Annotated in this window: 21 protein-coding genes; 14 read left to right on the plus strand and 7 right to left on the minus strand. The window is 61.7% G+C overall.

Annotated features, from left to right (window positions below):
* Positions 1 to 19 precede the first annotated feature (19 nt).
* Positions 20 to 1,075 carry a glycoside hydrolase family 130 protein gene (locus Pla111_RS05580; protein WP_146572212.1) on the minus strand — a complete coding sequence of 352 codons (1,056 nt, stop codon included), beginning with the start codon at positions 1,073 to 1,075 and terminating at the stop codon, positions 20 to 22.
* 219 nt (positions 1,076 to 1,294) lie between these two features.
* Between Pla111_RS05580 and Pla111_RS05585 the strand changes: the two genes are divergently transcribed.
* From Pla111_RS05585 to Pla111_RS05615, 8 genes are all read left to right on the plus strand, one after another.
* Complete coding sequence (locus tag Pla111_RS05585) at positions 1,295 to 2,353, plus strand: LacI family DNA-binding transcriptional regulator (protein ID WP_146572213.1); 1,059 nt, start codon at positions 1,295 to 1,297, stop codon at positions 2,351 to 2,353.
* 229 nt (positions 2,354 to 2,582) lie between these two features.
* Positions 2,583 to 3,224, plus strand: a complete 642-nt coding sequence (locus tag Pla111_RS05590) for a hypothetical protein (RefSeq protein ID WP_146572215.1) — start codon at positions 2,583 to 2,585, stop codon at positions 3,222 to 3,224.
* A 187-nt stretch (positions 3,225 to 3,411) separates the two neighbouring features.
* Complete coding sequence (locus Pla111_RS17155; RefSeq protein WP_197524785.1) at positions 3,412 to 4,608, plus strand: hypothetical protein; 1,197 nt, start codon at positions 3,412 to 3,414, stop codon at positions 4,606 to 4,608.
* Positions 4,538 to 4,912 (plus strand): PEP-CTERM sorting domain-containing protein, encoded by a 375-nt coding sequence (locus tag Pla111_RS05595; protein WP_197524786.1) that lies wholly within the window; start codon positions 4,538 to 4,540, stop codon positions 4,910 to 4,912. The genes Pla111_RS17155 and Pla111_RS05595 overlap by 71 nt, the downstream gene beginning before the upstream one ends.
* 62 nt (positions 4,913 to 4,974) lie before the next feature.
* A complete protein-coding gene (locus Pla111_RS05600) occupies positions 4,975 to 6,075 on the plus strand; it encodes a DUF1559 domain-containing protein (protein ID WP_146572219.1) in 1,101 nt (366 codons plus the stop codon).
* Between the two features lie 96 nt (positions 6,076 to 6,171).
* The gene (locus Pla111_RS05605; RefSeq protein ID WP_146572221.1) at positions 6,172 to 6,555 is read left to right on the plus strand and encodes a hypothetical protein; all 384 of its coding nucleotides are present in this window, start codon (positions 6,172 to 6,174) and stop codon (positions 6,553 to 6,555) included.
* Positions 6,556 to 6,603: 48 nt separating this feature from the next.
* The gene (locus tag Pla111_RS05610) at positions 6,604 to 7,980 is read left to right on the plus strand and encodes a glycoside hydrolase family 113 (RefSeq protein WP_146572223.1); all 1,377 of its coding nucleotides are present in this window, start codon (positions 6,604 to 6,606) and stop codon (positions 7,978 to 7,980) included.
* A 426-nt stretch (positions 7,981 to 8,406) separates the two neighbouring features.
* Positions 8,407 to 9,609, plus strand: coding sequence for a carboxylesterase family protein (locus tag Pla111_RS05615; RefSeq protein WP_197524787.1), 1,203 nt, complete (start codon positions 8,407 to 8,409; stop codon positions 9,607 to 9,609).
* Positions 9,610 to 9,741: 132 nt separating this feature from the next.
* Here Pla111_RS05615 and Pla111_RS05620 read toward each other — a convergent pair whose 3' ends face one another.
* The 4 genes from Pla111_RS05620 to Pla111_RS05635 form a co-directional block, all read right to left on the minus strand.
* Positions 9,742 to 10,632, minus strand: coding sequence for a PEP-CTERM sorting domain-containing protein (locus Pla111_RS05620; RefSeq protein WP_146572226.1), 891 nt, complete (start codon positions 10,630 to 10,632; stop codon positions 9,742 to 9,744).
* A 103-nt stretch (positions 10,633 to 10,735) separates the two neighbouring features.
* Complete coding sequence (locus Pla111_RS05625) at positions 10,736 to 11,452, minus strand: hypothetical protein (protein ID WP_146572228.1); 717 nt, start codon at positions 11,450 to 11,452, stop codon at positions 10,736 to 10,738.
* Between the two features lie 230 nt (positions 11,453 to 11,682).
* Entirely contained in the window at positions 11,683 to 13,170 is a 1,488-nt protein-coding gene (locus tag Pla111_RS05630; protein ID WP_146572230.1) for a hypothetical protein, read from the minus strand.
* Between the two features lie 157 nt (positions 13,171 to 13,327).
* Positions 13,328 to 14,248, minus strand: a complete 921-nt coding sequence (locus Pla111_RS05635) for an AEC family transporter (protein ID WP_146572232.1) — start codon at positions 14,246 to 14,248, stop codon at positions 13,328 to 13,330.
* Between the two features lie 179 nt (positions 14,249 to 14,427).
* Here Pla111_RS05635 and Pla111_RS05640 point away from each other — a divergent pair, with 179 nt between their 5' ends.
* Both Pla111_RS05640 and Pla111_RS05645 read left to right on the plus strand, forming a co-directional pair.
* Positions 14,428 to 16,845, plus strand: coding sequence for a glycoside hydrolase family 3 N-terminal domain-containing protein (locus Pla111_RS05640; protein WP_197524788.1), 2,418 nt, complete (start codon positions 14,428 to 14,430; stop codon positions 16,843 to 16,845).
* Between the two features lie 55 nt (positions 16,846 to 16,900).
* Positions 16,901 to 17,908, plus strand: coding sequence for a LacI family DNA-binding transcriptional regulator (locus Pla111_RS05645; RefSeq protein ID WP_197524789.1), 1,008 nt, complete (start codon positions 16,901 to 16,903; stop codon positions 17,906 to 17,908).
* Between the two features lie 148 nt (positions 17,909 to 18,056).
* On the opposite strand, the gene Pla111_RS05650 is transcribed toward Pla111_RS05645, so the two are convergent.
* Positions 18,057 to 18,239, minus strand: coding sequence for a hypothetical protein (locus tag Pla111_RS05650; protein WP_146572236.1), 183 nt, complete (start codon positions 18,237 to 18,239; stop codon positions 18,057 to 18,059).
* A gap of 2 nt (positions 18,240 to 18,241) precedes the next feature.
* Between Pla111_RS05650 and Pla111_RS05655 the strand changes: the two genes are divergently transcribed.
* The 4 genes from Pla111_RS05655 (at position 18,242) to Pla111_RS05670 (ending at position 24,509) form a co-directional block, all read left to right on the plus strand.
* Positions 18,242 to 19,684, plus strand: a complete 1,443-nt coding sequence (locus tag Pla111_RS05655; protein WP_146572238.1) for a PEP-CTERM sorting domain-containing protein — start codon at positions 18,242 to 18,244, stop codon at positions 19,682 to 19,684.
* A 353-nt stretch (positions 19,685 to 20,037) separates the two neighbouring features.
* The gene (locus Pla111_RS05660; protein ID WP_146572240.1) at positions 20,038 to 21,255 is read left to right on the plus strand and encodes a DUF1559 family PulG-like putative transporter; all 1,218 of its coding nucleotides are present in this window, start codon (positions 20,038 to 20,040) and stop codon (positions 21,253 to 21,255) included.
* A 136-nt stretch (positions 21,256 to 21,391) separates the two neighbouring features.
* The gene (locus Pla111_RS05665; RefSeq protein ID WP_146572241.1) at positions 21,392 to 22,903 is read left to right on the plus strand and encodes a glucoamylase family protein; all 1,512 of its coding nucleotides are present in this window, start codon (positions 21,392 to 21,394) and stop codon (positions 22,901 to 22,903) included.
* A gap of 34 nt (positions 22,904 to 22,937) precedes the next feature.
* Positions 22,938 to 24,509 carry a sulfatase family protein gene (locus tag Pla111_RS05670; RefSeq protein WP_146572243.1) on the plus strand — a complete coding sequence of 524 codons (1,572 nt, stop codon included), beginning with the start codon at positions 22,938 to 22,940 and terminating at the stop codon, positions 24,507 to 24,509.
* Positions 24,510 to 24,544: 35 nt separating this feature from the next.
* Here the strand turns inward: Pla111_RS05670 and Pla111_RS05675 are convergent, their stop codons facing one another.
* Positions 24,545 to 25,684 (minus strand): DUF1559 family PulG-like putative transporter, encoded by a 1,140-nt coding sequence (locus tag Pla111_RS05675; RefSeq protein WP_197524790.1) that lies wholly within the window; start codon positions 25,682 to 25,684, stop codon positions 24,545 to 24,547.
* Positions 25,685 to 25,724: the final 40 nt, after the last annotated feature.

Raw genomic sequence — 25,724 nt, forward strand, 5'->3', positions numbered from 1 at the left:
GCTCCGGACGCTCATCGGATCAGAAAACGGTCGAGTTCGCTTTGGTGAACTCGATCAGTTCGCTGAGATGAGCGTAGGCTACGCACGTGCATGTGTCAGCAGCCCCGTAGTAGATTGCCAACCGACCGTTCGATTCATCGTGCAAGGCGGCGCACGGAAAGACCACGTTGGGGACATGCCCCGAAACTTCGTAGTCGGCGTCCGGAGTGAGCAGATGCTGGTTGGTGCGATAGAGCACACGCCACGGCTCATCGAGATCGAGCAGGGCAGCACCCATGCTGTAGACGAAGCCGTTGCAGGTATCCATCACGCCGTGATAGAGCATCAACCAGCCTTCAGGCGTCTCGATGGGGATGGGGCCGGCTCCGATCTTGGTCCGCTGCCACCACTGCCCCGTCGCCTCGCCACCGCTGCGCATCACGAGCCGATGACGACCCCAGTGCACCATGTCGGGGCTCTGGCTGACGTAGATATCGCCGAACGCTGTGTGGCCATCGTCACTGGGGCGACTTAGCAGCAGGTACTTGCCTTGGATCCGGCGCGGGAACAACACGCCATTCCGGTTGAACGGCAGGAAGGCGTTCTCCATCCGTTCAAAGTGCCGGAAAGCCTTGGTACGCGCCACGCTGATCGTCGGTCCGTTGTGACCACCGCACCAGGTGATGTAGTACCAATCGTCGATCTTCACAACCCGCGGATCGTAGGCGTAGTCCGCGGGGTCGTGCTGGTGATTGCCAAACACGAGGGGTTCGGGATCGATCTGCCAATCCAGGGCATCCTCGCTCCAGCCCACATGGAGATGCGGGAAGCGCGTGTGATCTTCCGTGCGGAACACTCCAACATAGCTATTGCCGTAAACCGCCACCGCGCTGTTGTAGACCCCTTGCAAGCCTGGAGCCGGCTTGCGACCCAGGATGGGGTTGCCCGGATGCCGCCAAACGATCTCGCGCGAACCAGACGGTCGGTCCGACCAAGGGAACGTGGCGGGGCCAGAAGCATCGGTTTCGAGAGGGCTCAGATTCACGCCGTTCTCGTTTGCGATCTCGGGCTGGGTGGCCGATTCAGAGGGCGTCATCGGGATCGTCGTTAGGGGACGTCGGTGCTCGGCAGACGCCGATTGAAAAGGGTTCGAGAGGAGCCAGAACCAGTTCGGTGGAGATCACCTCTATCGACAGCGTATCCTGCTCGAACGGTCTGTTCAAGTAGTTTAGCAAGGCTGCCTCGCGGAAGCAGGGGCGATCCGACAAAACCCAACGCACGACCCTAGTGATCCTCGTGCGTTATAACGTCGGACATGGAACCGCCTCGTGTACCACGGCTGAAGGACGTCGCCGCCGCCGCCAATGTGTCGGTCAGCGCCGCATCAAAGATTCTGCGGGGCGATCAAAGCCGCTTCGGCGAAGACACCTGCCGGCGCGTGGCTGAGGCGGCCAAGCGGCTCGGCTGGCGTCGCAACCTGCTGGTCAGCGGCATACAGACCGGCCGCACACAGACCGTAGGGGTGATGATCCCCCCTTACGACTCTTTCTGGGTCAACGTGCTGTCGGGGATCCATCGCCGGCTGGCTGAGGCCGATTATCTGCCGATCACGGTCTGGCAGGGCGATCTTGACCACATGCCGCACTTCGAGGCGGATGAGCAAGAAGGAGTGAGGCAGATCAATCGGCTGCTGGATCGGCGCGTCGATGGACTGATTATGTGGCCCTCTTTCGGGCTGGCTTATGAAGATCACCTGGCCGATCTCCACGAGAAGAACGTGCCGGTAGTGGTGATCGATCACAGCAGCGACAACCCCTTCTGCGATGCGGTGACGACCAACGAAACGCAGGCGACCAAGGCCGTAGCGAAGCACTTGCTAGACCTTGGGCATCGTCGGATCGCGTGTATTTCAACCCGTGAAAGCAAATCGCAAACCTGGGCGTTGGAACGGCGGGATGCGTTCGAGAACGCGGTCCACCAGCAGCCCGACGCCCAGTGCATGAGCTGGCGTCTGAATCCGATTGGCAGCAATGGCGTGGAGGTTGCGCGTGAGTTGCTTGGCAGCGAGCTACGCCCCTCGGCCGTTTTTGCCGTGACTGACCACGAAGCCGCCTGTGTCTACGAGGCGGCGGCGAGTTTGGGGCTCTCAATCCCGGCGGACCTCTCGGTGGTCGGATTCGCGGATCTCGACTTTGCCGTCTCGATGGCACCGCCGCTATCGACCGTGCGTCAACGCCCACTCGAGATTGGTGCTCACGCTGCTTCGATGGTCCTGGACCGTCTGAATGGTCCCCTGGCAGGTGAGCCGCTGGGGTGCGCAAAGATCGATGCCGACCTCATTCTGCGCGAATCGACGGGCCCCGCCAGAAGATGACTTACGGGTCGCTGGCGATTGCCATAGCCCGGTTGATCAATGTGAGCGGGTGGAGAAGAAAATTAGAAGGGAAACAGTTGACGACGCTGCTCAAGTACTTTAGCAGGCCATTCATGCAGTAGAAAAGCGTAGAAAGGCATCTGCCTGGAGGCGCTTCAGCATTCTGCCTCTTCTCGCGACAGCTTCTCCCCCTCTTTTCTCCGCACCTTGAGGTTGACTCATGACGCCGATGTTCCGTGCAGCAGTTGGTTTTGCCCTTCTTGGTTTCGGTCTGGCTCCGAATCTAGCGTCGGCGGACTTGATCGTGAACGACTTTGACTCGGCCGGCGAAGCCTGGCGGTTCGATTTCGGCAGCCCGATCCTGCCCAGCATCTCGGTCGTTCCGACTGAGGGCTCGCCCGGGAATCCGATGGGCGCGATGAGGTTGGATATGACCTTCGTGTCGAGCCAGGGTGGCAACAACCGCTTTGCCTTTACGAACGACGCTTTCCCTGCCGTGACCGATCTCACGGGGTACGCCTCGCTCGATTTTGACCTAAAGATTGCTCCCGGAGCCGCCCTGGATGCCTTTGGCAATCACGGCTTCTTCCAGTTTGTTTCCCGTGAAGGCGATGGCTACGGCTTCAACAGCGTGCTGGGCACAAACCTCGCGCCAAACACCGGTGTCTGGCAGTCTTATTCAATCCCGACCAGCTCGATGAGCGCGACGCGTGCCTTTACCATCCAGCTGTATGGTGGACCTTCACAGAACATTGATGGGCCCATCACGCTGTTCCTAGACAACGTTCGACTCGTCGAGATCCCCGAGCCCGCGTCGATCGCCCTTGCAGCGGCGATTGCTGCCGCTGGACTAGGGTTCCGCCGCCGCTGATAGCTAAAATGAACAGGAAGCGTGGAGTGAGCACGGCGGGCCGAGTGCAGCTCGGCCCGCCGTGCTCTTATCCCCACAGCTCGCGCCTTCGGCTTTTTCTAGGAGGCGGTGGTAGATCAACTCGCCGCTAGCTACACGCTCTTCGCTTCAACTAGAACGTCTTCTCTTCTGCTGGACGCAATCAACCATGCTCAATAAGCAATTTCTGTCGGCATTAGGGCCGTTTGCCTGCCCCGTCATGGCTCTGATCCTGAGCGCAGTGCTCGGGTCCCCAGCGAACGCACAGCTGCTTTATTCCTTTGAAACGGGGCTCAACGGTTTTGTACCTCAGGGGGGGGCCGATTCGGATTACATCGGGCACACCCAGTCAACGATCGGTGCCACCAACGGAACAATGGCACTGGCGATCGAAACGGGTACCGGCTTCGGCCGCGACGTGGTGGTGAACGAGACCAGTACCGCCGGAGGCCCGCTGTACGATCTTTTCAATACGGTCTCAGCCGATCCGTCTCAATACACGCTCGACTTCGATGTCACCTTTACCCAGGCCGGTTGGGACCGTGTCTCGGATCCGGGCGGGTTCTTTCAGATCAACGTTTTCTCGAACAGCGACAGCGTTCAAGGTTTTGAGGAATCGTTCGGCGTAGTGAACGGCACGCCGGGTTCGGCGAGCTTTGTTGCCGCCAGCATGCCGGCTTCTCAGCTCTCACTAACTCCTGGATCGGGGTTCTATCAGCTCGGTTTCGGCACCAACAGCAACCACGTTGCCGGGGCTGGTGGCGAAGGGGTCCTCTATTACATCGACAACGTCCGTTTCACCCAGGCCCCGACTTATATCGAAGACCTACTCTTCTCGTGGGAGACTCCGGACAACGGGGGCACGCCCGTCAACGAGCAGCTGGAGGGTTGGGCCGACGGCTTTGCCGGTCAGCCCTACTTCCACACCCGGTCGATTACTTCTCAGGGGGCGACCGACGGGGCATCGGGCTTGCTTATCGAGTCGCCGCAAGCGGGCTTCGCCTGGGCCAGTCAGTTTGTCCTCGACGCAGGTGAGACGGGTAATCCCGCCAATCAGCCGCAGATCGATGACCTGATCACGCGGGTCAACGGTGCCGATCGGATCGCTTTCGACGTCACCTTTACCGACGATCAGTTCCCGGGCATTCCGTCCTACCTGAGTTTGTTTCTCAACGTGAGCGACGCCTCGGGCACCTTCTATCAGTCGCCCGCCAAGCAGGCGGGCAATCCGGTGAGTGGGGCCGGGCAGACGCAGACGATCGAGATCCCGCTGTCGGAGATTACCTCTGGGGGGGGTGAGCCTCGCCGATGCCGGCTTGCAAGCGGGGACTTTCTTCCGTTTTGCTCTCGCGACCAATTCCGATGACACCAACTCGTTTATTATCGACAACTTCCGCCTGCTGTCGCTCGAGTCGAACGAGCCCGTATCGGGTGACTTCAACGGCGACGGCAAGGTCGATAACGGCGACCTGAACCTGCTCCTCGGCTCGTGGGGCCAGTCAACGGTTCCCGCGGCGTGGGTGAACGGATTCGCGGCTCCGGTGGACAACGCGGAGTTGAACGCCTTGCTGGGCAACTGGGGCTTCGGAACCGCCGTCGCGATTCCCGAGCCCGCCACCGCTTGGCTGCTCTTGGGTGCCGGCTTAGCGTCGCTCTCGCGAAAGCGCTAAGTCTTCGGGTAGTTTGATAGTTGTTTGGGCGTCGCCCCCCTCGTCACGGAGTGATCGTTGCCATGCCGTCTACCTCAGCCTCCCGCCGCAGGGCGTTTACCCTGGTTGAGCTCCTGGTGGTGATTGCCATCATCGGGATCTTGGTCGCGATGCTGTTGCCAGCAGTCCAAGCGGCACGCGAGGCGGCGCGACGTTCGTCGTGTGTGAACAACGTCAAGAACCTTGCGTTGGCGATGCACAACTACCACGACACCTACGGCCGCTTCCCGGCCGCGGCGGAGTTTCCGGACGGCAGGCTTTACAACCCGACAAAAGATCAAGCACTCTTCCATAACTGGGCGATCCGGTTGCTCCCCTTCCTGGAAGAGACGGCCCTTTCCGATCAGTTCGATATCACCCCCACGCGTCGTGTGCGTGACGATCCCAATGGTGATCGCAACGCGATCGCCCGTGCGACCCCGGTAACGGTGATGCTGTGTCCGAGCGATGCGAACAACTCAACGCTGTTTGTTGGCAGCGGCGGCTCGTGGGCCCGGGGCAACTACGGCCTGAACGCCGTGCACTACTGGCCCAACGAGTACTGGCGCGTTGTGGGAGACACGAGCGGCAACGAGGCCGACCTCGCTTTTCAGATTGGCTTCTCGGGCTTCAGCGACGGGACGGTCAATCAAGCGCTCTCCATGGCACAGATCACCGATGGCACGTCCAAGACGATCATGCTCGGCGAGATGCGGACGGGTGTGAATGAGAAGGATCGCCGCGGCGTGTGGGCCATGGCCATGGCGGGCTCAAGCTTTCATGTGCGCCACCTCGGATCGCCGCCCAACGACTGCAATCCGGGTCGCGACGATCTGTTTGGTGCCAGCGATCTGATCGCCGAATTCGGCGCTGACCAGGGGGCGCTCAAGGCCCAGTGTATGAGCGTCTTTACCCAAAACGTGAGCGGTCAATCGGTCATGCGGAGCATGCACCCGGGGGGGCTCAACGTCGCGATGGCCGACGGCAGCGTGCGGTACGTTGTCGACTTCGTCGAAACGGGCGACTTCGAGGGTGCCAACGAACTCGGTGGCAAAGTGCAGCTCAGCCAGACCCAGCCCGACCGTTTCTTGACCTGGCAGCGACTCAATGTTGCCCGTGACGAATACTCCGTCTCCGATTTCTGAGAGCTGCTTAGGATGAAGCTGAGCAAATCGAGGTTACGCCCGTGGGCACATAATCGGTGTTGGGCACGCTCCCAGGCCGTCACGATAGCCCTAAGTTTGGCAACGCTTCTCTGCACCGGCTGCGGAGGGCCTTTAGATATCGTCAGCGTCTCGGGCGATGTCGCTTATGAAGACGGAACGCCCTTGCCGCTCGGTGAGTTTCGGCTGAAGTTTGTGCCGCTCATGGAGTCGCCCGACGGGAAAAACTTTCCCCGCGTGGCCAACGCCGTGGTTGGTGCCGACGGACGTATCGAGTCGGTCACCACGCACAAGTACAATGACGGGCTGATCCGCGGCAAGCATCGTGTTTACCTCTTGATCGGGGACTGCCCCGATGACAAACCGATCGTCGCGGAAGCCTATTGCGCGGGCGAAACCACGCCGCTAGAGATCGACGTTGCTCAGCAACGAAAGCTGCAGATCCGCGTGCCAAAGCCCTAGCGACTTTTTACTACGGCCGTACCGGCCCGCCCCTAAAGCCCAGCAGCAATGAATTGCAGTCGACTTAGAGCCGCTCTGCTGCGGTCGGCGCTTGTCGCAGTAATCGCGATTGGCGCAGCGAAGGTAAGTTCGGCCGATACCAACATTTACGAGCCGAACGTCGATCCGGGCGTGGGATTCAATCTGGTATCGTGGTGGAACTTTGGTGGGTCGGGGTCTTCGGTCTGGCAGAATGCTGTGCAGAGCGTTTATGACGCCGGCTTCCGCGAGGTGTCGCTCAGCCCCGTGCGGTTTGTCAACGACACCACCGGAGCGATCGCCGCGACTTCGTCGCAGGGGCCCGAGCTTGCACACATCGCGGCCGGCATCCAGCGTGCCAAGTCGCTCGGCATGCGCGTCACCGTCAATCCGTTCGTCGAGTTGCAGAACTTCTCCTACTGGCGCGGGCAGTACGATCCCACGCCCGGCGGGGCAGAGTGGAACAACTTCTGGAACGACTACACCGCCTACCTCATAGCGGTAGCGCAGGTAGCTCAGGCCAACGGTGCTGACGCGATGAACGTTGGCACGGAGCTCCGCGCAATCACGCGCAACCCGGGCAACAACGCGAAGTGGACGACCGCGATCTCGGCGGTGGATCTAACCTTTAGCGGTCAGATCGGCTACGCCGCCAACTGGGACAACTTCACGAATAGCAATGTTGCCGCCACCATCTGGAACCATCCGGCAATCGATTATCTGGGGATCGATGCCTACTTCCGCAATACCACCACCAACGCGCAGGCGGATGCCTCGGGAGTTGATCCGAACGAGGCTTTCATCGCGCAGGTCGAAGTCGGCTGGACGAATCGCCTCGATAACGAAATCCTCAATTTTGCTGCGGCTCAAGGCGGTGGAGCCGGGTTGCCCGTTGTCCTGACCGAGGTCGGTTATCTGCCTTACAACCGCACCGCCGTCAATCCGCAAGACAGCAGCGGACCGCTCGACACGAGCGAGCAGGTGATGGCCTTCAAGGGTTTGATGCGCGCGCTCGACGGGCGTTCCGATCAGCTTCAGGCAGCGCATATCTGGCAGTGGGGCATGCCGGGCTCCAATGGCAGCTTATGGAACATTAACGCGACGAACCCTGCGAATCAGCCCAACAATCTGCCCCTCGGCCAGTGGCTGTCCTCTTTTGTTTCGGCACCGCAATTGGCGGGCGACTTCAATGGTGACGGGTTGGTTGACGTAGCGGACTACACCACATGGCGTGATGGACTTGGAGCGGAATACCCGATCGAAGATTACGCGGTATGGGTTGCTCGCTTCGGCGATACCCTTGCCGCTGGGGGGAGTGCCTCGACCGCCTCAATCCCCGAGCCCGGCGTTCTCGCAACCATCGTTTGCTGGTTGGTTGTTGGTTCGACACGCAGGACACCACACTAGCAACCCCTGTGGTTATCAAAGGCGAAAGCCTTTTTGCGAGAGCAGCGCCAAAGGTCGCAGGCAGCTTGCAAGCTGCCGACTAAGGGACCCATCGCCAAGCGTTGCCCCCGAGGTTAATGGCTCCGATGAACGTCGGAGGGATGCGGCGGAATCCTTCGATTGGCCCCTGAAAGCGCTTGCATTTGACCGCGATTGCTCAAATGATGGTGGTGAACATCATTCTCGTCACGCTGATCGGGGGTAGCCATTCGGCGACCAACGCACCAGCACCGAGGTGATGCCCTACTCCCCCCGATGATTTTTTCTGCGGACCAGCAACAGGGAGAGCAGTCGGGTGGCATTCACCACCCGCGGTTTTTCGCTTGCTTGGTCGAGGGTTTTCCCGACCCGGCAAGCACGCCCCTCTTTTCAACCACGAGTCTCTTGATGCTTCTCACGCGTAGCTCCAGTTCGTATAGGAAAGCCGTCGCGACGCTGACGGTTGCGATGAGTTTTGCGGCTCATGCTTCGGCCCAGGGCGGAATGGCCCTCACCTACGACGACGGTAACGGCAACGTGTTGCCCTACCGACTCTTCCTGCCGCCGGGAATCAACGATCCTGGTGCCAGCTTCCCGCTGGTGGTCCATCTGCACGGTGCTGGCGAGCGGGGCACCAACAACACGTCGCAGCTGGCCTACATCAACGGACTCATCAACACCACGCAGAGCGAGCATCCGGCGATCCTGGTGGTGCCGCAGGCTATGCCCAACACGCGGTGGGACAATTACGGCTCGTCCGAGTTTTCCTTGCCGATGCGTCTCACGGTTGATGTGCTGAATCAGATCGAGCAGCTCTATCCGGTCGATACGTCGCGGCGTTTGATCACGGGCTTGTCGCTAGGAGCGTTCGGAACGTGGGATCTGATCGGTCGGCTACCGGGCCATTTCGCGGCGGCGATGCCGCTCTCTGCCGGTGGTCTTCCGGCACTGGCCGAGTCTTACGCAGAGACACGCATCTGGGCACACCACGGCGGCGGGGATACGGTCGTTCCGGTTGGTCCCACACGCGAGACAATTCAGGCCATTCGCGACATCGGCGGCATGCCGTTGTACTCCGAGGTGCAGGGGGGGCACGGCATCTGGCAGCCGATTTACGACGACCCCACCGGCGAGAACTACGACTGGTTTTTTGACAACCTCCAACCCGAGCTAGCGACTTGGCAGTACGATCCGACCACCGGCTCGATAAAGCTCGACGCGAATGCGGCACCCGGCGGATCGATCTTCTCGTTTCGCTACGCGGTGAATCAGCTCGACCTGTTGAACGTTCCCGCGCAGGTGTTGCTTGACGGCGTGGCGATCGATACGAACCAGTTTTTCTCGTTTAACGATAACCGCACGCTCATCTACAGCGATCCGAACCGCGTTGGATTTACAGGCGTGCTGGAGTTACCGGGCCTGTTGCCCACGGGCCTCGGGTTTGTCGAACTAATGGGCCTCAGCAGCCAGCACTTTTACTTCTCGCCCGAGACGGGCACGAATCGGCGGTTCTTCAACATCCTTGTTGGGACGGAGATCCCCGAGCCGGCGAGCTTGGTGTCGCTCGGCTTGCTGGGCGGGGTGCTTGGTATCGGCAGCCGTCGTCGCTGAGCGTTGTTAAGATGCCACCGCTATGAAGGACAACAAAAAACAGCGGGGTGCGACGGTTTCCGTCGTACCCCGCTGGCGTTGAACTTAAGAGAGCCGCTTCCTCTGGCGAGAGACGCTGAGCGACTCAGCGAATCAGCGACGCCGCATGAACATCACGGCCCCCGCTCCGCCAACTATCAAGATCACTGAGCAGGGCTCGGGGATCGGGTTGAGCGTTACGTCGGCAGCCGCGGTGAGTTGCATTCCATCGGCAGCCGACAGACCCACCGAGGAGAGCACCGAGGTGAGATCGATGTCGCTGGTGGTGACATCGCCGTAGACGGTGCCATAGATCACCAGCGCTGCGAGCATTGTGCCGCGATTCTGAGCGTGCCAAAGGTCGTTGGCGTGCAAGCGGTCGTAGCCCGCGGCTTCCCAGGCGTCACCGACCGGAGCGATCAGCGCCCGCTCATCGCCGGTAGCCGTATTGAGCGCACTCTGCAGGGCGTCGTATCCGGTGCGAATCTCGGCCTGCATTTCGGCGGGATCCGCAAAGAGTGGCGTAACACCGCTGTAGAAGGCATGCCCCGGTCCCCGTGCCCATGTTTCATACAGCACGGGCGTAACGTCGGGGCTGCGCAGCTTCGCGACATTGTAGAGTGCCACAATATCGGATTGTGAGTCGGCGACACTGGCGGGGAACGCGGGGGGGCCCGGATAGGCTCGGGTCAGTTTGGTGGAATGCTCCTGCATGACGATCGCATCCCAATCCTGAGCGGGCGGGATGAGGGTGAAAATGGCGGCCGTGTTATTCGCAACGTGCCAGCCAATTTCTTGTCCGCTTGCCGCCGCGCTTTGCACGAGCGGGGCGGGATGGCCCGCGGCAATGGCGATATCTTTGAACAGGGCATTCACGCTCCGCGTGCTGCCGAATCCGAGTGTGAAACTGTTGCCGTAGAAGAGGACGTTTTTAGCCTGGCCGGCCGCGATCCCCGGATGAGACAGCGCGAGCGCAGCGATTGCGACAAAGCAGAACCGATTCATAAGACCCACCAGGGGATGAGGTGATATTCTTAGCGTTCCGGCCACGCAGCGCGTGGCCGGAACGAATGAAGTGCCAAACAGAGGTGCCGAGATCGCGCGTCGATCAGACCCGGCGACGAAGCGGCGTAGCGGCGGCAACAAGGCTCAGCAGCAGAGCGCTCGTTGTCGGCTCGGGAATGGCAGAAATATCAACCTGCATCACGTTGACGTAGTAGAAAGCGGAGTTGCTATTCGGTCCCGATCGGAAACCGACGGTGATATCGCCATTCGCATCGGGAACGATCCCCATAATGCGTGCAACTTCAGAGTTGTTGTTCGACGGGTTGAGCAACGCCGTTCCGCTGTTGGCACCGTCTACTAGGTACTCAGTCTCACGGTTGTCGCCGACCGGCTGACGCGATGCAAAGAAGGTGAAGCTATAGGTGTTAGCCGCGCTAAGACCGCTCAGGGTGATTTCCGCATAGGGGTTGGCAGGCTGACCCGCAAAGGCACCGTTGTGACCGAAGAAAGGGTCCGATGTGGCGCTAACCGGATAGGCTCCGGCGTCGCCGGTCGGCGCGATCGAGCCGATATTCGCTGTCGGCTCACCGACTTGGAAAAAGTCATCGGTGATCTCAAATGTGACGCCAGGAACAACCGTTCCCCCTTCTTCAAAGATCGCGAACAGGCTTGTCGTGGCGGGAACCACATTATTCCAACCGATTACACCCGGTGTGAACGGCGACTGCGTGTCGGTGCGGCCGAAATCGAACAGCAGTGTGGTGGCAGAAGCGGAGCCAGCAACAAGCAGCGCGCAGCAGGTGACAATCAAAGTCTTCATGAGACACTCCAGAACAGAAAGTGAGGCAAAAGCCGAAAAGCAGAATTGTTTAAGAAGAGACGATCGCTAAGCGACCACTTCTCGCACCCTAATCGACATGCAAGTGTGCATGCAAGCGCTTTCACGTAAAAAAATAACGCACTCCGGCACAGCAACACGCCGCGTTACCGGGACAACAACGCGTGATGTCTCCGCGACTTGCGCTGCACAATCGGTCACTTCCGCCCGCGCTAGCGACACCGTTGCCGGCGCGCGCTGAACAAGAGCCAAGCAGGCAGAAGAAGCGCCAAGGAAGCCGGTTCGGGGATCGCTAGCGCTGAGGCGCTCGCTGCGGAAAGCGCCGCTGCCCACACGGCATAGTCTTGTTGATCGACGTCGCCATCGAGGTCACCGTCGGCCGACAGATCAGCGCCGCCCAGAGTGTCGCGCCAGACCGTGTAGTCGGCCAGATCGACTTCGCCATCAAAGTTGTAGTCGCCGGCGACTAAGGGGGCGAAAACTCGATCGGCAAAGAAGTCGGGATGCAGACTCTCGACGAGGCCGAACAATAAGAACAAGTGATCGACAAGGCCCGCGTCGTTGGGGATCCAAGTGGGCTGCTCATCCGAGACACGAGCCAAGCCGTAACGATAGCGTGGGTTCGTCGCGGGGAGCTGATCGAGATAGAACTGCAGCAGCGTGTCGAGATCGCCCCAGGCTGCCACCGCCGAAGGCGAGAACACCGTGTCCGGATGATTGAACGGGCGATCCGCGTGATAGCCGCTCGGATTCACACCAGCGGTCAATCCGTACCGGTACGCCTGATTGAGAACGGCGCTGCTGTACAGCTCATCGCCCAGCTTGTGGTTCTCAAGGAACGTTTGAAAGTCATCGTCGTGGCGGAAGTCGCCGTTGAAAAACTGCGCCTGTTGCGTCCAGAAGGCCGACGCGTAGGCGTTCGGGTTATCTGTGAGAGTCTGGTACGGCCCGAGTCCGCGGCGAGGAAGCAGGTCGGTGTTGAACCACTGCCGCCGCACTGCGACGGCCCGGTCGTTGTTTTGTTGCCTGAGAGCGAGGCTTACGACCAATTGATACTCGTTCCATGGGCGTAGCGTTCCACCGGCTCCACCGCCGGCAGCGGTCATGTCGAGGTACACCCGGCCATCGAGACTCGGATGGATCGCGGCGTCGAAATCGACGGAGGCGGTTAGCTGATCGGCGAGCGCCGCGATCTGACCCGCCAGCGGCGACGAAGTGCCGGCAAAGTGATTGCTCGCGAACTGCGCTCCAGCAACCACCAGCGCAGAACTAATAGGGCTATAGCTGTCGTCCCATCCCGGCGGATCGGACCCGTTCACGATATCGATGAAGTGCAGGAAATGCCCATCGGGCGATCGTACCGGGTTCACGCCGGGCGTGTTGCCCACGTGGGCGTTGAGGATCTGGACAACCCGCTGATCGGCGTTGGGGAGGGTTCCTAGTTGGTCGAACGCCGCGAGCGAAAGCAGGGCGAACCCCGCAGCATCGGGCGTCGCCGGGTGAAAGTTCGTGCCGCTCGGGCTCAGGACAAGCGAATCGCGGACCAACCCCGAGGGCTGAATCGCGTCGAGCACATAGGTCTGCAAACGCGCTAGCTGGTCGGCGCGCATTGAAGCGATGGTCTGAGCAGTTACCGGCACGGCCCCGCAAAAATGCAGGGTTGCAACCAAGCAGGTCAGCAATTTTAGAAGCGTGCGCATCGCGTTCAGTATGGTGGAGACGGCCGGTGTTTGCCGGCGAGAGCGGGGGGGCACTTACTTAGGGGCATCCCCGTTATCACAAGTTTACTATAGTCGGGGATTGCTTTTTGGGGGGGATTGTGGGTCCGAGCCGATCCGCTGACTCGTTGAGCTGCTGCTAGAAGCTATTGATCCACGTGAGCCACCCTGGCAGGGTGATTGCTGCCGCGAGCGTTTGGCAGGTCACCATCGCCGCCATCGACTCGGCATCGCCTCCCATCTGCTTGGCGAGCAAGTAGGAGCTCGGGGCGGTAGGTAATGCCGTGAAGACGATGCCAATGCCGAAGGCCTGGCCTTCAACACCCAGTAGCAGCAACAGAGCACTCGCGAGGGCAGGCAACACGAGGAGTTTTGCGGCACTCGCCAGGGCCTCGGGCCAGCCGAGCCGACGGAAGGCTTCGGCGCGTAGGGCTGCACCAACCGCCAACAGCCCGAGCGGCAACGCTGCACGTCCAAGCACCCGCGTTACTTCGTCAGCGATCGGCGGGATCGCATACCCCGAAGCGTTTAGCGTGATACCAGCAATGCAAGCCAGGATCAGGGGGTTCGAGCACAAGCCACGTACTAATCCGGACGATGAGCCGCCGACCGTCGGCTCGGCATAAATGGCCAGCACCGCGACGCAGAGCGTGTTGACCAGCGGGACGATGATCGCGATCGATACGGCGGCGTAAGCCAGTCCGGCCGCACCAAACCCCCAGCTCGCAACAGCGAGCCCCACGTAGGTGTTCATGCGGATCGCTCCCTGCACCAAGCTTGATATTTTTGGTCCTTGGCAGCCGGTCAGCGTGCCGGTCACAAGCGTTACGGCCGTGATGGCGGTGATCGCTGCCGCCAAGCCGACCGCCAACGGTTTCCAGGCGAGCTGGCTGAGATCGGCTTCAGAAAGGGTTGTCAGTATCAGAGCCGGAAACAGCACGTAGTAGGTGAGTTGTTCTGCGGGGCCCCAGAAACCGGCCCCCGGAAACCCCCAGCGGTTGAGGGTTGCCCCGAGGAGAATCAGCACGAAGACGGGGGCGAGGATCAGCGCGAGCGACATGGCGAGGGGGCCCGAGAGCTACTCCGCACAAGGCGGCAAGCGAAGGTGCCCCACGGAGAGAACCGGCCGAGAAGCGGTGAAAGCGATTGCATTTACGGTCGCTTTGGAGTTCTATATAGCTACGGACCCCTCATCTGTGCAATCAAGCAATCGATCTCGCCCATTTTGGCTTTTCTCTGATGCGAACGAATCAAAATCACGCCAGCGCCATGCCCTGGTGGCTGGCGGTGACAACATGCCTTTTCTTGCCGGCGGTTTGGATCACGGCGGCATGGGCAGATACCACCGATGAAACGGCGGGGCAGGCCACAGCGAACACCTTCAATCCAACGCTGCCGCAGCACCGGCCACTTAAATTAAGCGACCCTGTTGCTGCGGCTCCGCCGGTCGATCTCGACCTGGTGACGGGCACGATTGAGGAACGCATCGAGCGCGTTCTGTCGGTCATGACGATCGAAGAGAAGATCGGACAGATGTGCCAAGTTGCGCAGTTCGGCGACGAACTAGGGGACGCCATCAAGGCCGATCTGCGCGCCGGACGCATCGGGTCACTTTTCTACACGGGCAACGCGGCACAAACGCGCGAAGCCCAGCGGATCGCCCAAGAGGAATCGCGTTTAGGATTGCCGCTCTTGACGCCGCGCGATGTCATTCACGGCTTCCGTACCGTTTTTCCCATTCCGCTCGGCCAGAGCGCAAGCTGGAACCCTGAGCTGGTTGAAGCGGCTTGCCAAGCCGCGGCGGTCGAATCACTTGAACAGGGCATCAACTGGACCTTTGCTCCCATGATGGACGTCAGCCGTGACGCCCGCTGGGGGCGCATCGCCGAGTCGTTGGGCGAAGACCCCGTGCTTGCCGCCGAGCTTGCTGCGGCCATGGTCCGGGGCTATCAGGGGGACGACGAGCAGCGTGGCATCGCCGCCTGTGCGAAGCACTATGTCGCTTATGGACTGACTGAGGGCGGGCGTGACTACAACCGGGCCCAAGTCGCAATCAGCGAGCTGCACAGCGTTTTCCTGCGACCCTTCGAAGAGGCGGTGCGGGCCGGGTGCGCAACGGTTATGACGGGCTTTAGCAGCATCAACGGCGTGCCGCCGTCGGGCGATACCGAATTGGTACGCAAGCACCTAAAAGAGCGGTGCGGTTTTGAGGGGCTCGTCGTGAGTGACTGGGGCTCGGTCATCGAGATGATCGAACACGGGTACGCCCAGAATCGCTCTGAGGCGGCTCGCTTGGCCGTCACGGCGGGGGTCGATATGGAGATGGCCTCCACGACCTATCAAGAAAATCTGCTCTCGTTGATCGAAGCGGGAGCCCTCGAGACCGACCTCATCGACGATGCCGTCCGCCGTGTGCTGCGGGTGAAATTCCAGTACGCGATGGACGACCAGCGCAAACAGCTCAGCTCGACCCTCGAGGAGCGTCGCGCGTGTGCTCTTGCGCTCGCCACTCAAAGCGTCGTGCTGCTCAAGAACGATTCCGAACGCTTGCCGCTGGATCCGAACAAGCCGGGGAAGATCGCGTTGATTGGTCCGCTGGCCGATGCGGCGCGTGATCAGCTCGGGTGCTGGATGCTCGATGGCAAGGCCGAAGAGGCCGTCACGCTGGCAGCCGCGCTGCGTGAAGCTATCGGTGAGCGTGGCCAGCTGACGGTGGCAGCGGGACTTGAATCGACGATCGACCAGAGCGCGGCGGGGATTGCCGACGCCGTGGCGGCTGCCAAACAGTCCGACGTTGCGATCCTCTGCGTTGGCGAGGGGTGGCAACTAAGCGGGGAGGCACGCTGCCGAGTGGATCTGAATCTTCCGGGCAACCAATCGGAGCTGGTCCGGGCGGTTACCGAAACCGGCACGCCCACGATCCTTGTCGTCATGGCAGGCCGCCCGCTCACCATCGGTGACGAAGCCGAACGTTGCGCGGCGGTGCTCTACGCTTGGCACCCCGGCACGATGGGCGGGCCGGCGCTGGTGAACGTGCTGATGGGGCGCGAGTCTCCTTCGGGAAAGCTGCCGGTAACGTTCCCCAAACATGTGGGCCAATCACCGCTCTACTACAACTGTCCCAACACCGGGCGCCCCGCTTTGGCCGGCACCCGGGCGCTCATCGGTTCGGGGCTCTCGGACTTCCCCGAAGAACAGAAGTACCGTTCCCACTATCTGGATGAAGACCCCTTCCCGCTGTACCCCTTCGGATACGGCCTGTCTTACACCCAGTTTGAGTACAGCGATCTGGAACTCTCGCGCCCGGCGATCGAGCCCGGCCAGACGCTCGCGGTGCGAGTGCGGCTGACCAATGTCGGCTCGGTTGCGGCGGACGAGGTCGCCCAGCTTTATGTCCAAGACACCTATGCGAGCTTGGTCCGTCCGGTTCGCGAGCTCAAGGCATTCCGCCGCGTTCACCTCGACCCCAACGAGTCCACGATTCTCGAGTTCGCGCTCTCGACCGACGAGCTGGCCTTCTTTGACAATGAGGCGCAGCTACGGCTCGAGGCGGGCGAGTTCCGGGTCGGAGTCGGCGGCGACTCGACCGTGCCGCTGTCGGCGTCGTTCCAGCTGCGCGAAGCCACGGTTGCCAGCGACCGGAGTCTTCCTAAGTAGAACTGGCCGATTCTCGATCCGCTTCTCTTCTCATGCTGTTTCCTGCGGAGTTGTCTTGGCCGCATCGATCGAAGACGTCGCGAAACGGGCCAACGTTTCGATCAGCACCGTTTCACGCGTGCTGAATCGGCGGAACATCGTCAATTCCGAGACGCGCAAACGGGTCGAGGAGGCGATCGACGCGCTCGGCTATCGACCGAACGTCTTCGCCCGGGGGCTAATGCTCCGCAAGAGCAACATCCTGGGTTTGGTGTTGCCGGACTTGCACGGCGAGTTTTACTCCGAGATTATCCGCGGAGCCAACCAAAAGACCCGTGAACTGGGCTACCACATGCTGGTCTCGTCGGTCACCGCCGACGACGACGGCCACGATGTTCTCTCTGCCGTTGGCACGCAGGGGTTGGTTGATGGCATCGTCGTGATGGTGACGGAGATGAGCTCCCGGATCCGCACCTCGTTGTCCCAGGCAGACCTGCCCATGGTGCTGCTGGACGGCGACGTGCCCGGCGTTAAGCACGATTCGGTGGTCATCGACCAGCAACGCGGTGCGGCGGAAATGGTTCGCCACCTGCTCGATTCCTCGCCGGGCAATCGTGTGCTCTTCATCGGCGGGCATGACACCAACCTCGACACGATCGATCGGTTAACCGCGTATCGAAAGGTCCTCGCCGAGCACGGGCTTCAACCGGGGCGGCAGGATATCGTCCATTTGGACTACTCGTACGAGACCGCTTTCGACTACGCCAGCCAGCACGTGCTAGCGTGGGCCGAGCAGCCCACAACGATCTTCGCCGCCAACGACGAGATGGCCGCCGGCGTGGTCGATGCCGCAATCGCCGCGACTCTCAGTGTGCCCGACGAGCTGAAGGTGGTCGGCTTCGACGACACCCGGATCGCCCAGCTCACACGCCCCCGCCTGACCACCGTGCGGGTGCCGAAGTCGGAGATGGGGGCCGCGGCGGTAGAGCTGCTCTGTGCACGGCTGAAAGAGCCCGGTCGGCCCTCGACCCGAATCACGCTGCAGACCGAGCTCGTGGTCCGTGAGTCGTGCGGAGGGCGTTAGGCTCGGTTTTTTTCAGTCGGGGTAATCTTCGAGGAAAACAGCAATGAAAACGCTTGCAAAGGATCTCGCCGCTCGATAATTTAGAATAACAGTTACTCATCTGAGCGGTCGGTCGGCACTGCGCCGTCGGTTTGCTCTGTTCTTGTCATTAGATCGCCGGTCGCAAGATCGGTTCGTTGTAGTCGGTGGGTCGGCTGCCGCTGTCCGCAGAACGCTTGGTCGAGCCACCACGCGAGCGCGGCACCGCGGCAATCGACGCACCTTGTGTCGGCTCTTTTCGCTCCCCGCTCTTCCCTGTCACTCCCCACCACGCTTCGATTGAAGGAGACACCCATGAAACGATTCGGATTGATGCTTGCCTTAGTAGCGAGCGCCTGCGTCGCCCAGCGCGCCGCGGCGGTTGAACTGCTCACCAACGGTAACTTTGAGGCCGCGCTCGTCGAGACGATCGACGGCTGGAATCTGGCGGAGTATCGCACCGCCGATCCCAATATCGCGGTTAACTCGGCGGCGATTGTCGGCTTCGCCAACAACCCGGGCGGCACGGCGGGCGAGTTCGGCCTGTGGCTGCGTTCGTTCGTCGGCAACCCGACCGACGGTCTGGCCGACGCGGTGCTCACGCAAACGGTGGCCGCCGCGGCGGGAGAGACCTACACCTTCTCGGGCGAAGCCTCGTTCGAGCAGAACCACGCCGCGGGCGTCCCGTTCTTGGACCTGCTCTCACCGTTCGGCGAAGTCGCCTCGCCCACGCAAGCGACCTTCCGCCTCGAGTTCCTCGGTGCCGGTGGAGCGGTTCTCGGCAGTGCGTCGCAAAATGTGGCCGATGACGTCTTCAACGGCTTCGGCTACTCGGCGGTCACGCCGATCGTTGCTGTCGCTCCGGCCGGCACGGTTTCGGCGCGCGTGGTTGCCGAAGAAACCGGCATGGCGATCAACATCGATCCGGGCCAGTCGGCGTTCTACGACAACTTCTCGCTGAAGGCCGCATCGAACCCCACCTCCGAGCTGCTCACCAACGGCAACCTGAACACACCGATCACGCAGTCGGTGGTTGGCTTTGAGTTTGTCGAAGCCCCCTCGGGGACCGACACCCTCGCGCTGGCGGGCTTTGCTAACGACCCCGCCACGGGCGGTGCCCAGGGCGTCTGGATCCGCGGCTTCGTTGCGGGCGATGGCACGGTCAAGACCAGCGTCCCCGCGACGCCCGGTGCCGAGTACTCGTTCAAGGCCTCGACCCGCTGGGAAGCCAACTACACGGGTGGCCTGCCGGAGACCGGCACCGAGACCATGCTCGAGCTCGCGTTCCTCGATTCGAGCGACAGCGTTCTCGGTTCGCCCGTGACGCTCGACCTGCGCACCGTGCAGATGAACGATGGCGAGTGGCGCAACCACGAGCTGCTGGGCACCGCCCCGGCCGGTGCCGTTAGCGTCCGCGTCTCGGGCATCGTGACCGGCTTGCAGGTCGGCACGGGTGGCGGGTTGTCGGCGTTCTTCGACGACTTCTCGCTGATGACCACCGCCGTGGCGCTCAACCCGGGCGACTTCAACGGCGACGGCAAGGTCGACAACGGCGACCTGAACCTGTTGCTCGGCAACTGGGGTGCCAACACGGTCCCCGGGGCGTGGATCAACGGCTTCGCGGCGCCGGTCGACAACGCCGAGCTCAACGCCCTGCTGGGCAACTGGGGCTTCGGCGTTGGTGTGGCGGTCCCCGAGCCCGCTTCGCTGTTGCTGATGGCCGCCGCCGGCTTGGTGTCGGTACGTCGCCGTCGCTGAACGTGACGCGAGGGGGGGGTGCACCCAACCAACGCCGTCCGGCGTGCGTAGGGAAGAGAGCGGCCCCCCCGCGAGAGAGTTTCACGTCGGCGTGAAGAAGTGCTGGCGCGCAGGGCGGAAGCCACTGCTCGCCAGGCTTCTCGCGCCGCCGCGAAGAAGAAGCAAAGAAAGAAGCAAAAGAAAAGAAGTCGTGTGAGGGGAAAGCGTGAGGGGAAGGGCGAGGCGTTCCGCGCAGGTACGCCTCGCCTTCTCCTCCCCTCCACACGAGCAAACAGCCACCCCGCTTAGCAAGGGAAGCTTAGGCCCCGTCGCCGATCGTTCGGTGGCGGCGAGAATTCATCAGGAGCAGATCGATGCCAGCGAACAAGCCCTTCTTTACCGAGCGATCGCCGCAGCCCCGGGGCTTCACGCTGGTGGAGTTGCTGGTGGTGATCGCGATCATCGGCATCTTGGTGGCGCTGTTGCTGCCGGCGGTGCAAGCCGCGCGCGAAGCGGCGCGACGCACACAGTGCAAGAACAACCTGAAGAACATCGGGCTAGCGACGCAGAATTTTTACGACACGTACCAGCAGTTCCCCACGGGCGGAACTAGCCCCGGTGCCCGTATCGAGAATTATCTAGCCGATACTTTCTCTCAACCCAATGCGGCCCTGCGGAGAGGTCCCGCCAACGGACCTGAAAAACAGGGTCTCGGGGTTTTCTTTCAGCTACTGCCGTACCTTGAAGAAGGGGCGATCGCTGATATCACTCAAACGGATCAACTTAACAACCAAGCTGTTGGACTCTTTAACTGCCCCTCAAGGCGAGGTGTTACTTTTGGTGGCGGAGGTGGAGGCCCTTCTTTGATTGACTACGCCGGTGTCATGGCGGGTCCCGCCCGCTCTGAGGTCGGCGATACCGAGATGGATAGTCGGTTAGCCAATCCCACAAGTCCTGACACACGAATCCGACAAGCCACTTGGGGTTGTCCTATTCCTGCGTGTGATTCAGGTTTGCCGAATGCAAGCACTGTGCAGAAATTGATTACTAGTCGCCCCGAACCTGACTGGGTTCAATTCCGAGGCATCATTCAGCGCACCGATTGGACGCTGGCGTTAACAGCAAGTCCTCCTCAGGGGAGAGAGTCGGGATTTGGTTTGAAAATGACCTTTGCAAAGATCACCGACGGCAGCAGCAAGACCATGTTCATAGCGGAGAAGTGGCTTCCCACAGAGTTTCACGGTGGAACTTCTCCTCAGCCCGGTATGGGTGCCTTCGACGATGATGGCTGGGCCGATGCTTGGGACTGCAACAACATGCGAACTACGATTTTCTCGCCCCGGAGCGATTCCGATCTTTCTCTACCTCCGGGAGTTACCGCCAACGGTACCCCTCCGCTTGAAGTTCTAGTACGTCCCAACAACATCTGTGACGACTACGGAGATTGGCTCCTAGGCTCATCCCACGCCGGTGGAATCAACGCCGTCTTTGCCGATGGCTCAACGCGATTCATCAACTACGACATTGATTTAGAAAACTTTAACCGGCTCGGTCACCGTCACGATGGCGAATCAATCGACTACAGCTTCTAAGACGCCGGACTGCGGTTTGCGTTGAAGTCTGCCGATCTATTCACCCGCGGATCGACGGAAATCAACAAAAGAGGGGAGCGACGCGCGTGCGACTCGCTCCCCTCTTTTTTAGAGATCAACCCTCGTCAGGACACGGATGGACGCCGCCCCCGCTGTAAGCACCACCGACGAAACCCGGATAAAGTCCCGGCAACGTGGTACACGGCGCTGGTTCGCCGTTGTGGTGATCGGGGTGGGCGTGCTTGTCTCGACGGCGTGCGTGCCACTGCATGCCGCCGACCTTGCCGCCCAGCCGGCATCCAGCGCGGTCAATCAGCACGCCCCCTTTCTTGATGACCTGCAAGAGCGCACCTTCGGTTTCTTCTGGGAGACCACGCCCGCGGAGAACGGGCTGACGCCCGATCGCTGGCCGACTAAGACCGCGTCGAGCATCGCGGCGGTGGGCTTCGGACTGACCTCCTACGGCGTGGGGGTCGAGCGGGGCTGGATCACGCGCGACGAGGCGCGTGCGCGGACCCTGGCCACACTCCGTTTCTTTGCGGCTTCCAAGCAATCGCCCGAACCGCATCACGTGAGCGGCCACCGCGGCTTCTATTACCACTTTCTACTGGCCGACACGGGCGAGCGGTGGCGGCAGTGCGAACTCTCGAGCATCGATACGGCGCTGCTCATGCTCGGCGTGCTGTACGCCCGCGAGTACTTTGACGACGACACCGCCGAAGAGGTGGAGATCCGTCGGCTGGCGGACTTCTTGTATGAGCGGGTCGAGTGGAGCTGGATGCAGCCACGTCCGCCGCTGGTGGCGATGGCATGGCACCCGGAGCAACAAGCCTTCGGCGGGGCCGACTATCGCGGTTACAACGAGGCGCTTTTTCTGTACGTCTTGGCCCTCGGATCGCCGACGCACCCGATCGATCCGGCGGCGTGGGACCGCTTTACCGCCGAGTACGATTGGGCCCCGTTTTATGGACAGGAGCACGCGAACTTCGCGCCGCTGTTCGGTCACCAGTACGCGGCGTGCTGGATCGATCTGCGTGGGGTGAAAGATGGGGCAATGCGCGAGCGGGGACTCGACTACTTTGAGAACAGCCGCCGCGCGACGCTCGCTCAGCGGGCTTACGCGATCGAGAACCCGCAGGGCTGGCGCGATTACGGGGCCGACATCTGGGGCCTGACCGCTTGCGACGGTCCGGGCGTGGGGGAGCGGGTCTATCGGGGGAAGCAACACCGGTTCGCTAGCTACTGGGCCCGCGGTGCGGCGGCACCACGCATCGACGATGACGGCACGATCGCCCCCACGGCCGCGGGCGGCTCGATCCCCTTCGCTCCCGAGGAAACCCTCCGGGCCCTGCAAACAATGCGCGACCGCTACGGCGACGCCTTATACGGTCAGTACGGCTTTCGGGACAGCTTTAATCCGAGCCTCGACCAAACCGTGGGGCCCGCGCCGCGCAACGGGAAAATGGTGGAGGGCCTGGGCTGGTTCAACACGGACTACCTGGGCATCGACCAGGGCCCGATCCTGCTGATGGCAGAGAATTACCGCACCGGCTCGGTGTGGGAAGTGATGCGTCGCAGCGAGCCGATCCGGCGTGGCCTGCAACGCGCGGGCTTTACCGGGGGCTGGCTCGAACCGACCGAGCCCTGAACTGGCTTTCCTTCCTGATCACTGTTAGGGCGTTATGAATCGCTACCACCTCGTTGCCCTTATCGGGCTGGCACTCATGGGAGATGCCAGCGCTGCGCCGCGGCCCAACTTCGTGTTCATCATGAGCGATGACCACGCTTATCAGGCGGTCAGCGCCTACGGGCACGGCCTGAACGAGACGCCCCAGATTGACCGGTTGGCCAGCGAGGGGATCCGCTTCGATCGCTGTTACGTCGCCAACTCGATCTGCGGGCCGAGCCGCGCTTGTTTGCTCACCGGCAAGCACAGCCACGCGAACGGCGTGCTCGACAACTTCACCGAGTTCGACGGCGCGCAGTGGACGTTTCCGAAGTCGCTCCGTCAGGCGGGCTATCAGACCGCGATCATTGGCAAGTGGCATCTGAAGTCGGACCCGACGGGCTTCGATCATTGGGACATTCTTCCGGGCCAGGGCAAGTACTATCGGCCCGACTTCCGCACAGCGGAGGGCCTGCGCGCGATCGATGGCTATGTGACCCACGTGACGACCGATCTGGCGATCGAGTGGCTGGAAGGGGCCGCGGGCCCCGGCGGGCCGGGCCGGGCGGAAGACAAGCCGTTCTTGTTGATTCTCAACCAGAAGGCCCCCCATAGGCCGTGGGACCCGGCTCCCGAACACCTTGAAACCTTTGCCGGCCGCACGATCGCCGAACCCGCAACCCTGCTAGACGACTACGCCACCCGCACCACCGCGCCGCGGACGGCCGAGATGCGGATCGCCGACCACATGCGCGTCGATCGCGACGTAAAGGCGTGGGCTCGTGACAGCAACCATCGGGAATGGCTTTACAAACACATGTCGGACGAAGATCGGGCCGCGTGGGAACGTGTCATCGATCGGCGTGCCGAGGAGCTTGCCGCCGCCAATCTCCAGGGTGCCGACCGCACGCGGTGGATCTGGCGTCACTACATGGAAGACTACCTGGCTTGTATCGCGAGCGTTGATGAAGGGGTTGGCCGGGTGCTTGATTGGTTGGACGCGGCCGATCTCAACGACAATACGGTAGTGGTTTACACGAGCGATCAAGGGTTCTACTTGGGAGAGCACGGCTGGTTCGACAAGCGGTTCATGTACGAGCAGTCGCTTCGTACGCCGATGGTGCTGCGCTGGCCCGCGGGCGTGGCGAGCCCGGGCCGCAGCGAAACGCGGATCGTTTCGAACCTTGATTTCGCGCCCACCTTTTTGGAACTGGCCGGCGCTGAAGCGGATCCCACCCTGCACGGCGAGAGCATGGTGCCGCTGCTGACGGATCCGTCGGGCGATGGGCCGAGCACTCCCGGGCGAGATATTTTCTATTACCACTACCACGAAGGGCCGACACGCGATCACGCCGTCGAGCGCCACGATGGGGTGACGGACGGGACTCACAAGCTCATCTGCTTTTACGACCTGGGCGAATGGGAGCTCTACGACCTCAGCACCGACCCCGATGAGATGCTCAATCGGTATGAAGACCCCGCCTATCAGAGCGAGCGTGAGCGGCTCACGCAGCGGCTTTTAAGCGAGCGAAATCGCTTGGGGGTGGTCGTGCCGCAAACGGTCCCGACCGAGCAGCCGGCCCTGTAACGCCGTTGCTGCCGCGGCACGAAGCGTGGGACGGATTACGGCAGCGAGCCGATGTCTTCCCCTTTCATGGTGGACAGGTTGTGGAACACCCCGATGTCGGTGTCACGCGTCAGGGAGTGAACCGATCCATCGACCAGCGTGAACTGGGTAACGCCGCCGCCGTGTAGCGAGCCGAAGTGACGCCAGTGGGTTTGGTAGCGTGACTCGGGCAGGGGGGCACCGTCTTGGATCGAAACGTCCAGGCCGTAGAACGTGCCGATGCACCCCCATCCGGCCCAAGCGAATCCCTGAGCGAAACCATTCACCGCGTCGCCCGTGAAGGTGAGCGTGTCGGCAACGGCGGTGCCGATGTTGCCGGGGGCTTCGCCGAACATGAGCGTCTGCGAGGTGCCGTCGATAACGCGTGCCAGCGACGTCTCGCTGCGGCGGTGGAACACGCCGATCAGTTCGTCGGGCATGCTACGGCCAACGAGCTGCTTGTTACGAACCTCGTCGGAATCGACAACAAACGTGTCGGGGCCGGCAGAGCCCAGCACGCCCGTCACGCCCGCATAATGGGTGAGCCCCTGCGTGATGACCGCCGGATCGTTGGCCCCCGAACCGGGACTGAGGGCACCGCTAGCGGCGACGAAGTACATCTTGTCGAGGTAAGCCGCTTGCGGCGGCTCGACCGGTGCCGAGGGGCACAGGTAGGACGCGACCGTGGTCTGAGAGAGCCGCTGACGGCGATTGTTATCGAACAGATCGCTGTAATACCAAGTGGCCCCCGACTGGGCACCAAGCGGATAATCTTCAGTGAACTGATCGAAGAGAGTGGCCTCTTCCACGTAGGGCAGCAGGTACACCATCACGCCGATTCCCTGATTGATCCGTCCGCCCAAAGCGGGCGGGTCTTGCGGGCGAGCGGGGCGCTGGAAGTCCACGCTGCCAAGGTAACCGGGGGGGAGTGCTTGTCGGGCCGACTCGTAATTTAGCGCCGCCAGGCCGAGCTGACGCAGGTTGTTGGTGCAGGCGCTGCGTCGGGCTGCTTCGCGAGCCGCTTGCACGGCTGGCAGGAGCATCGCCACCAGGATGCCGATAATGGCGATCACCACCAAGAGCTCCACGAGCGTGAAGCCGTGTGCTCGCCGGGCGGAGGATGTCGAGGTGATCATGCCGCAAAGCTTCTTGCCCATGGCTTTATTCCTTACCGACAGCGTGTCGCGAGGGTACTTG

This window comes from Botrimarina hoheduenensis, from assembly GCF_007859815.1.
In the GTDB taxonomy this organism is placed as follows: Bacteria; Planctomycetota; Planctomycetia; order Pirellulales; family Lacipirellulaceae; genus Botrimarina; species Botrimarina hoheduenensis.

What these genes read in the sequence shown, in the direction of transcription:
- Pla111_RS05580 (WP_146572212.1), bottom strand. Translation starts at nt 1,075, where the DNA reads ATGACGCCCTCTGAATCGGCCACCCAGCCCGAGATCGCAAACGAGAAC.
- Pla111_RS05585 (WP_146572213.1), top strand. Translation starts at nt 1,295, where the DNA reads ATGGAACCGCCTCGTGTACCACGGCTGAAGGACGTCGCCGCCGCCGCC.
- Pla111_RS05590 (WP_146572215.1), top strand. Translation starts at nt 2,583, where the DNA reads ATGTTCCGTGCAGCAGTTGGTTTTGCCCTTCTTGGTTTCGGTCTGGCT.
- Pla111_RS17155 (WP_197524785.1), top strand. Translation starts at nt 3,412, where the DNA reads ATGCTCAATAAGCAATTTCTGTCGGCATTAGGGCCGTTTGCCTGCCCC.
- Pla111_RS05600 (WP_146572219.1), top strand. Translation starts at nt 4,975, where the DNA reads ATGCCGTCTACCTCAGCCTCCCGCCGCAGGGCGTTTACCCTGGTTGAG.
- Pla111_RS05610 (WP_146572223.1), top strand. Translation starts at nt 6,604, where the DNA reads ATGAATTGCAGTCGACTTAGAGCCGCTCTGCTGCGGTCGGCGCTTGTC.
- Pla111_RS05615 (WP_197524787.1), top strand. Translation starts at nt 8,407, where the DNA reads ATGCTTCTCACGCGTAGCTCCAGTTCGTATAGGAAAGCCGTCGCGACG.
- Pla111_RS05620 (WP_146572226.1), bottom strand. Translation starts at nt 10,632, where the DNA reads ATGAATCGGTTCTGCTTTGTCGCAATCGCTGCGCTCGCGCTGTCTCAT.
- Pla111_RS05625 (WP_146572228.1), bottom strand. Translation starts at nt 11,452, where the DNA reads ATGAAGACTTTGATTGTCACCTGCTGCGCGCTGCTTGTTGCTGGCTCC.
- Pla111_RS05630 (WP_146572230.1), bottom strand. Translation starts at nt 13,170, where the DNA reads ATGCGCACGCTTCTAAAATTGCTGACCTGCTTGGTTGCAACCCTGCAT.
- Pla111_RS05635 (WP_146572232.1), bottom strand. Translation starts at nt 14,248, where the DNA reads ATGTCGCTCGCGCTGATCCTCGCCCCCGTCTTCGTGCTGATTCTCCTC.
- Pla111_RS05640 (WP_197524788.1), top strand. Translation starts at nt 14,428, where the DNA reads ATGCGAACGAATCAAAATCACGCCAGCGCCATGCCCTGGTGGCTGGCG.
- Pla111_RS05655 (WP_146572238.1), top strand. Translation starts at nt 18,242, where the DNA reads ATGAAACGATTCGGATTGATGCTTGCCTTAGTAGCGAGCGCCTGCGTC.
- Pla111_RS05660 (WP_146572240.1), top strand. Translation starts at nt 20,038, where the DNA reads ATGCCAGCGAACAAGCCCTTCTTTACCGAGCGATCGCCGCAGCCCCGG.
- Pla111_RS05665 (WP_146572241.1), top strand. Translation starts at nt 21,392, where the DNA reads ATGGACGCCGCCCCCGCTGTAAGCACCACCGACGAAACCCGGATAAAG.
- Pla111_RS05670 (WP_146572243.1), top strand. Translation starts at nt 22,938, where the DNA reads ATGAATCGCTACCACCTCGTTGCCCTTATCGGGCTGGCACTCATGGGA.
- Pla111_RS05675 (WP_197524790.1), bottom strand. Translation starts at nt 25,684, where the DNA reads ATGGGCAAGAAGCTTTGCGGCATGATCACCTCGACATCCTCCGCCCGG.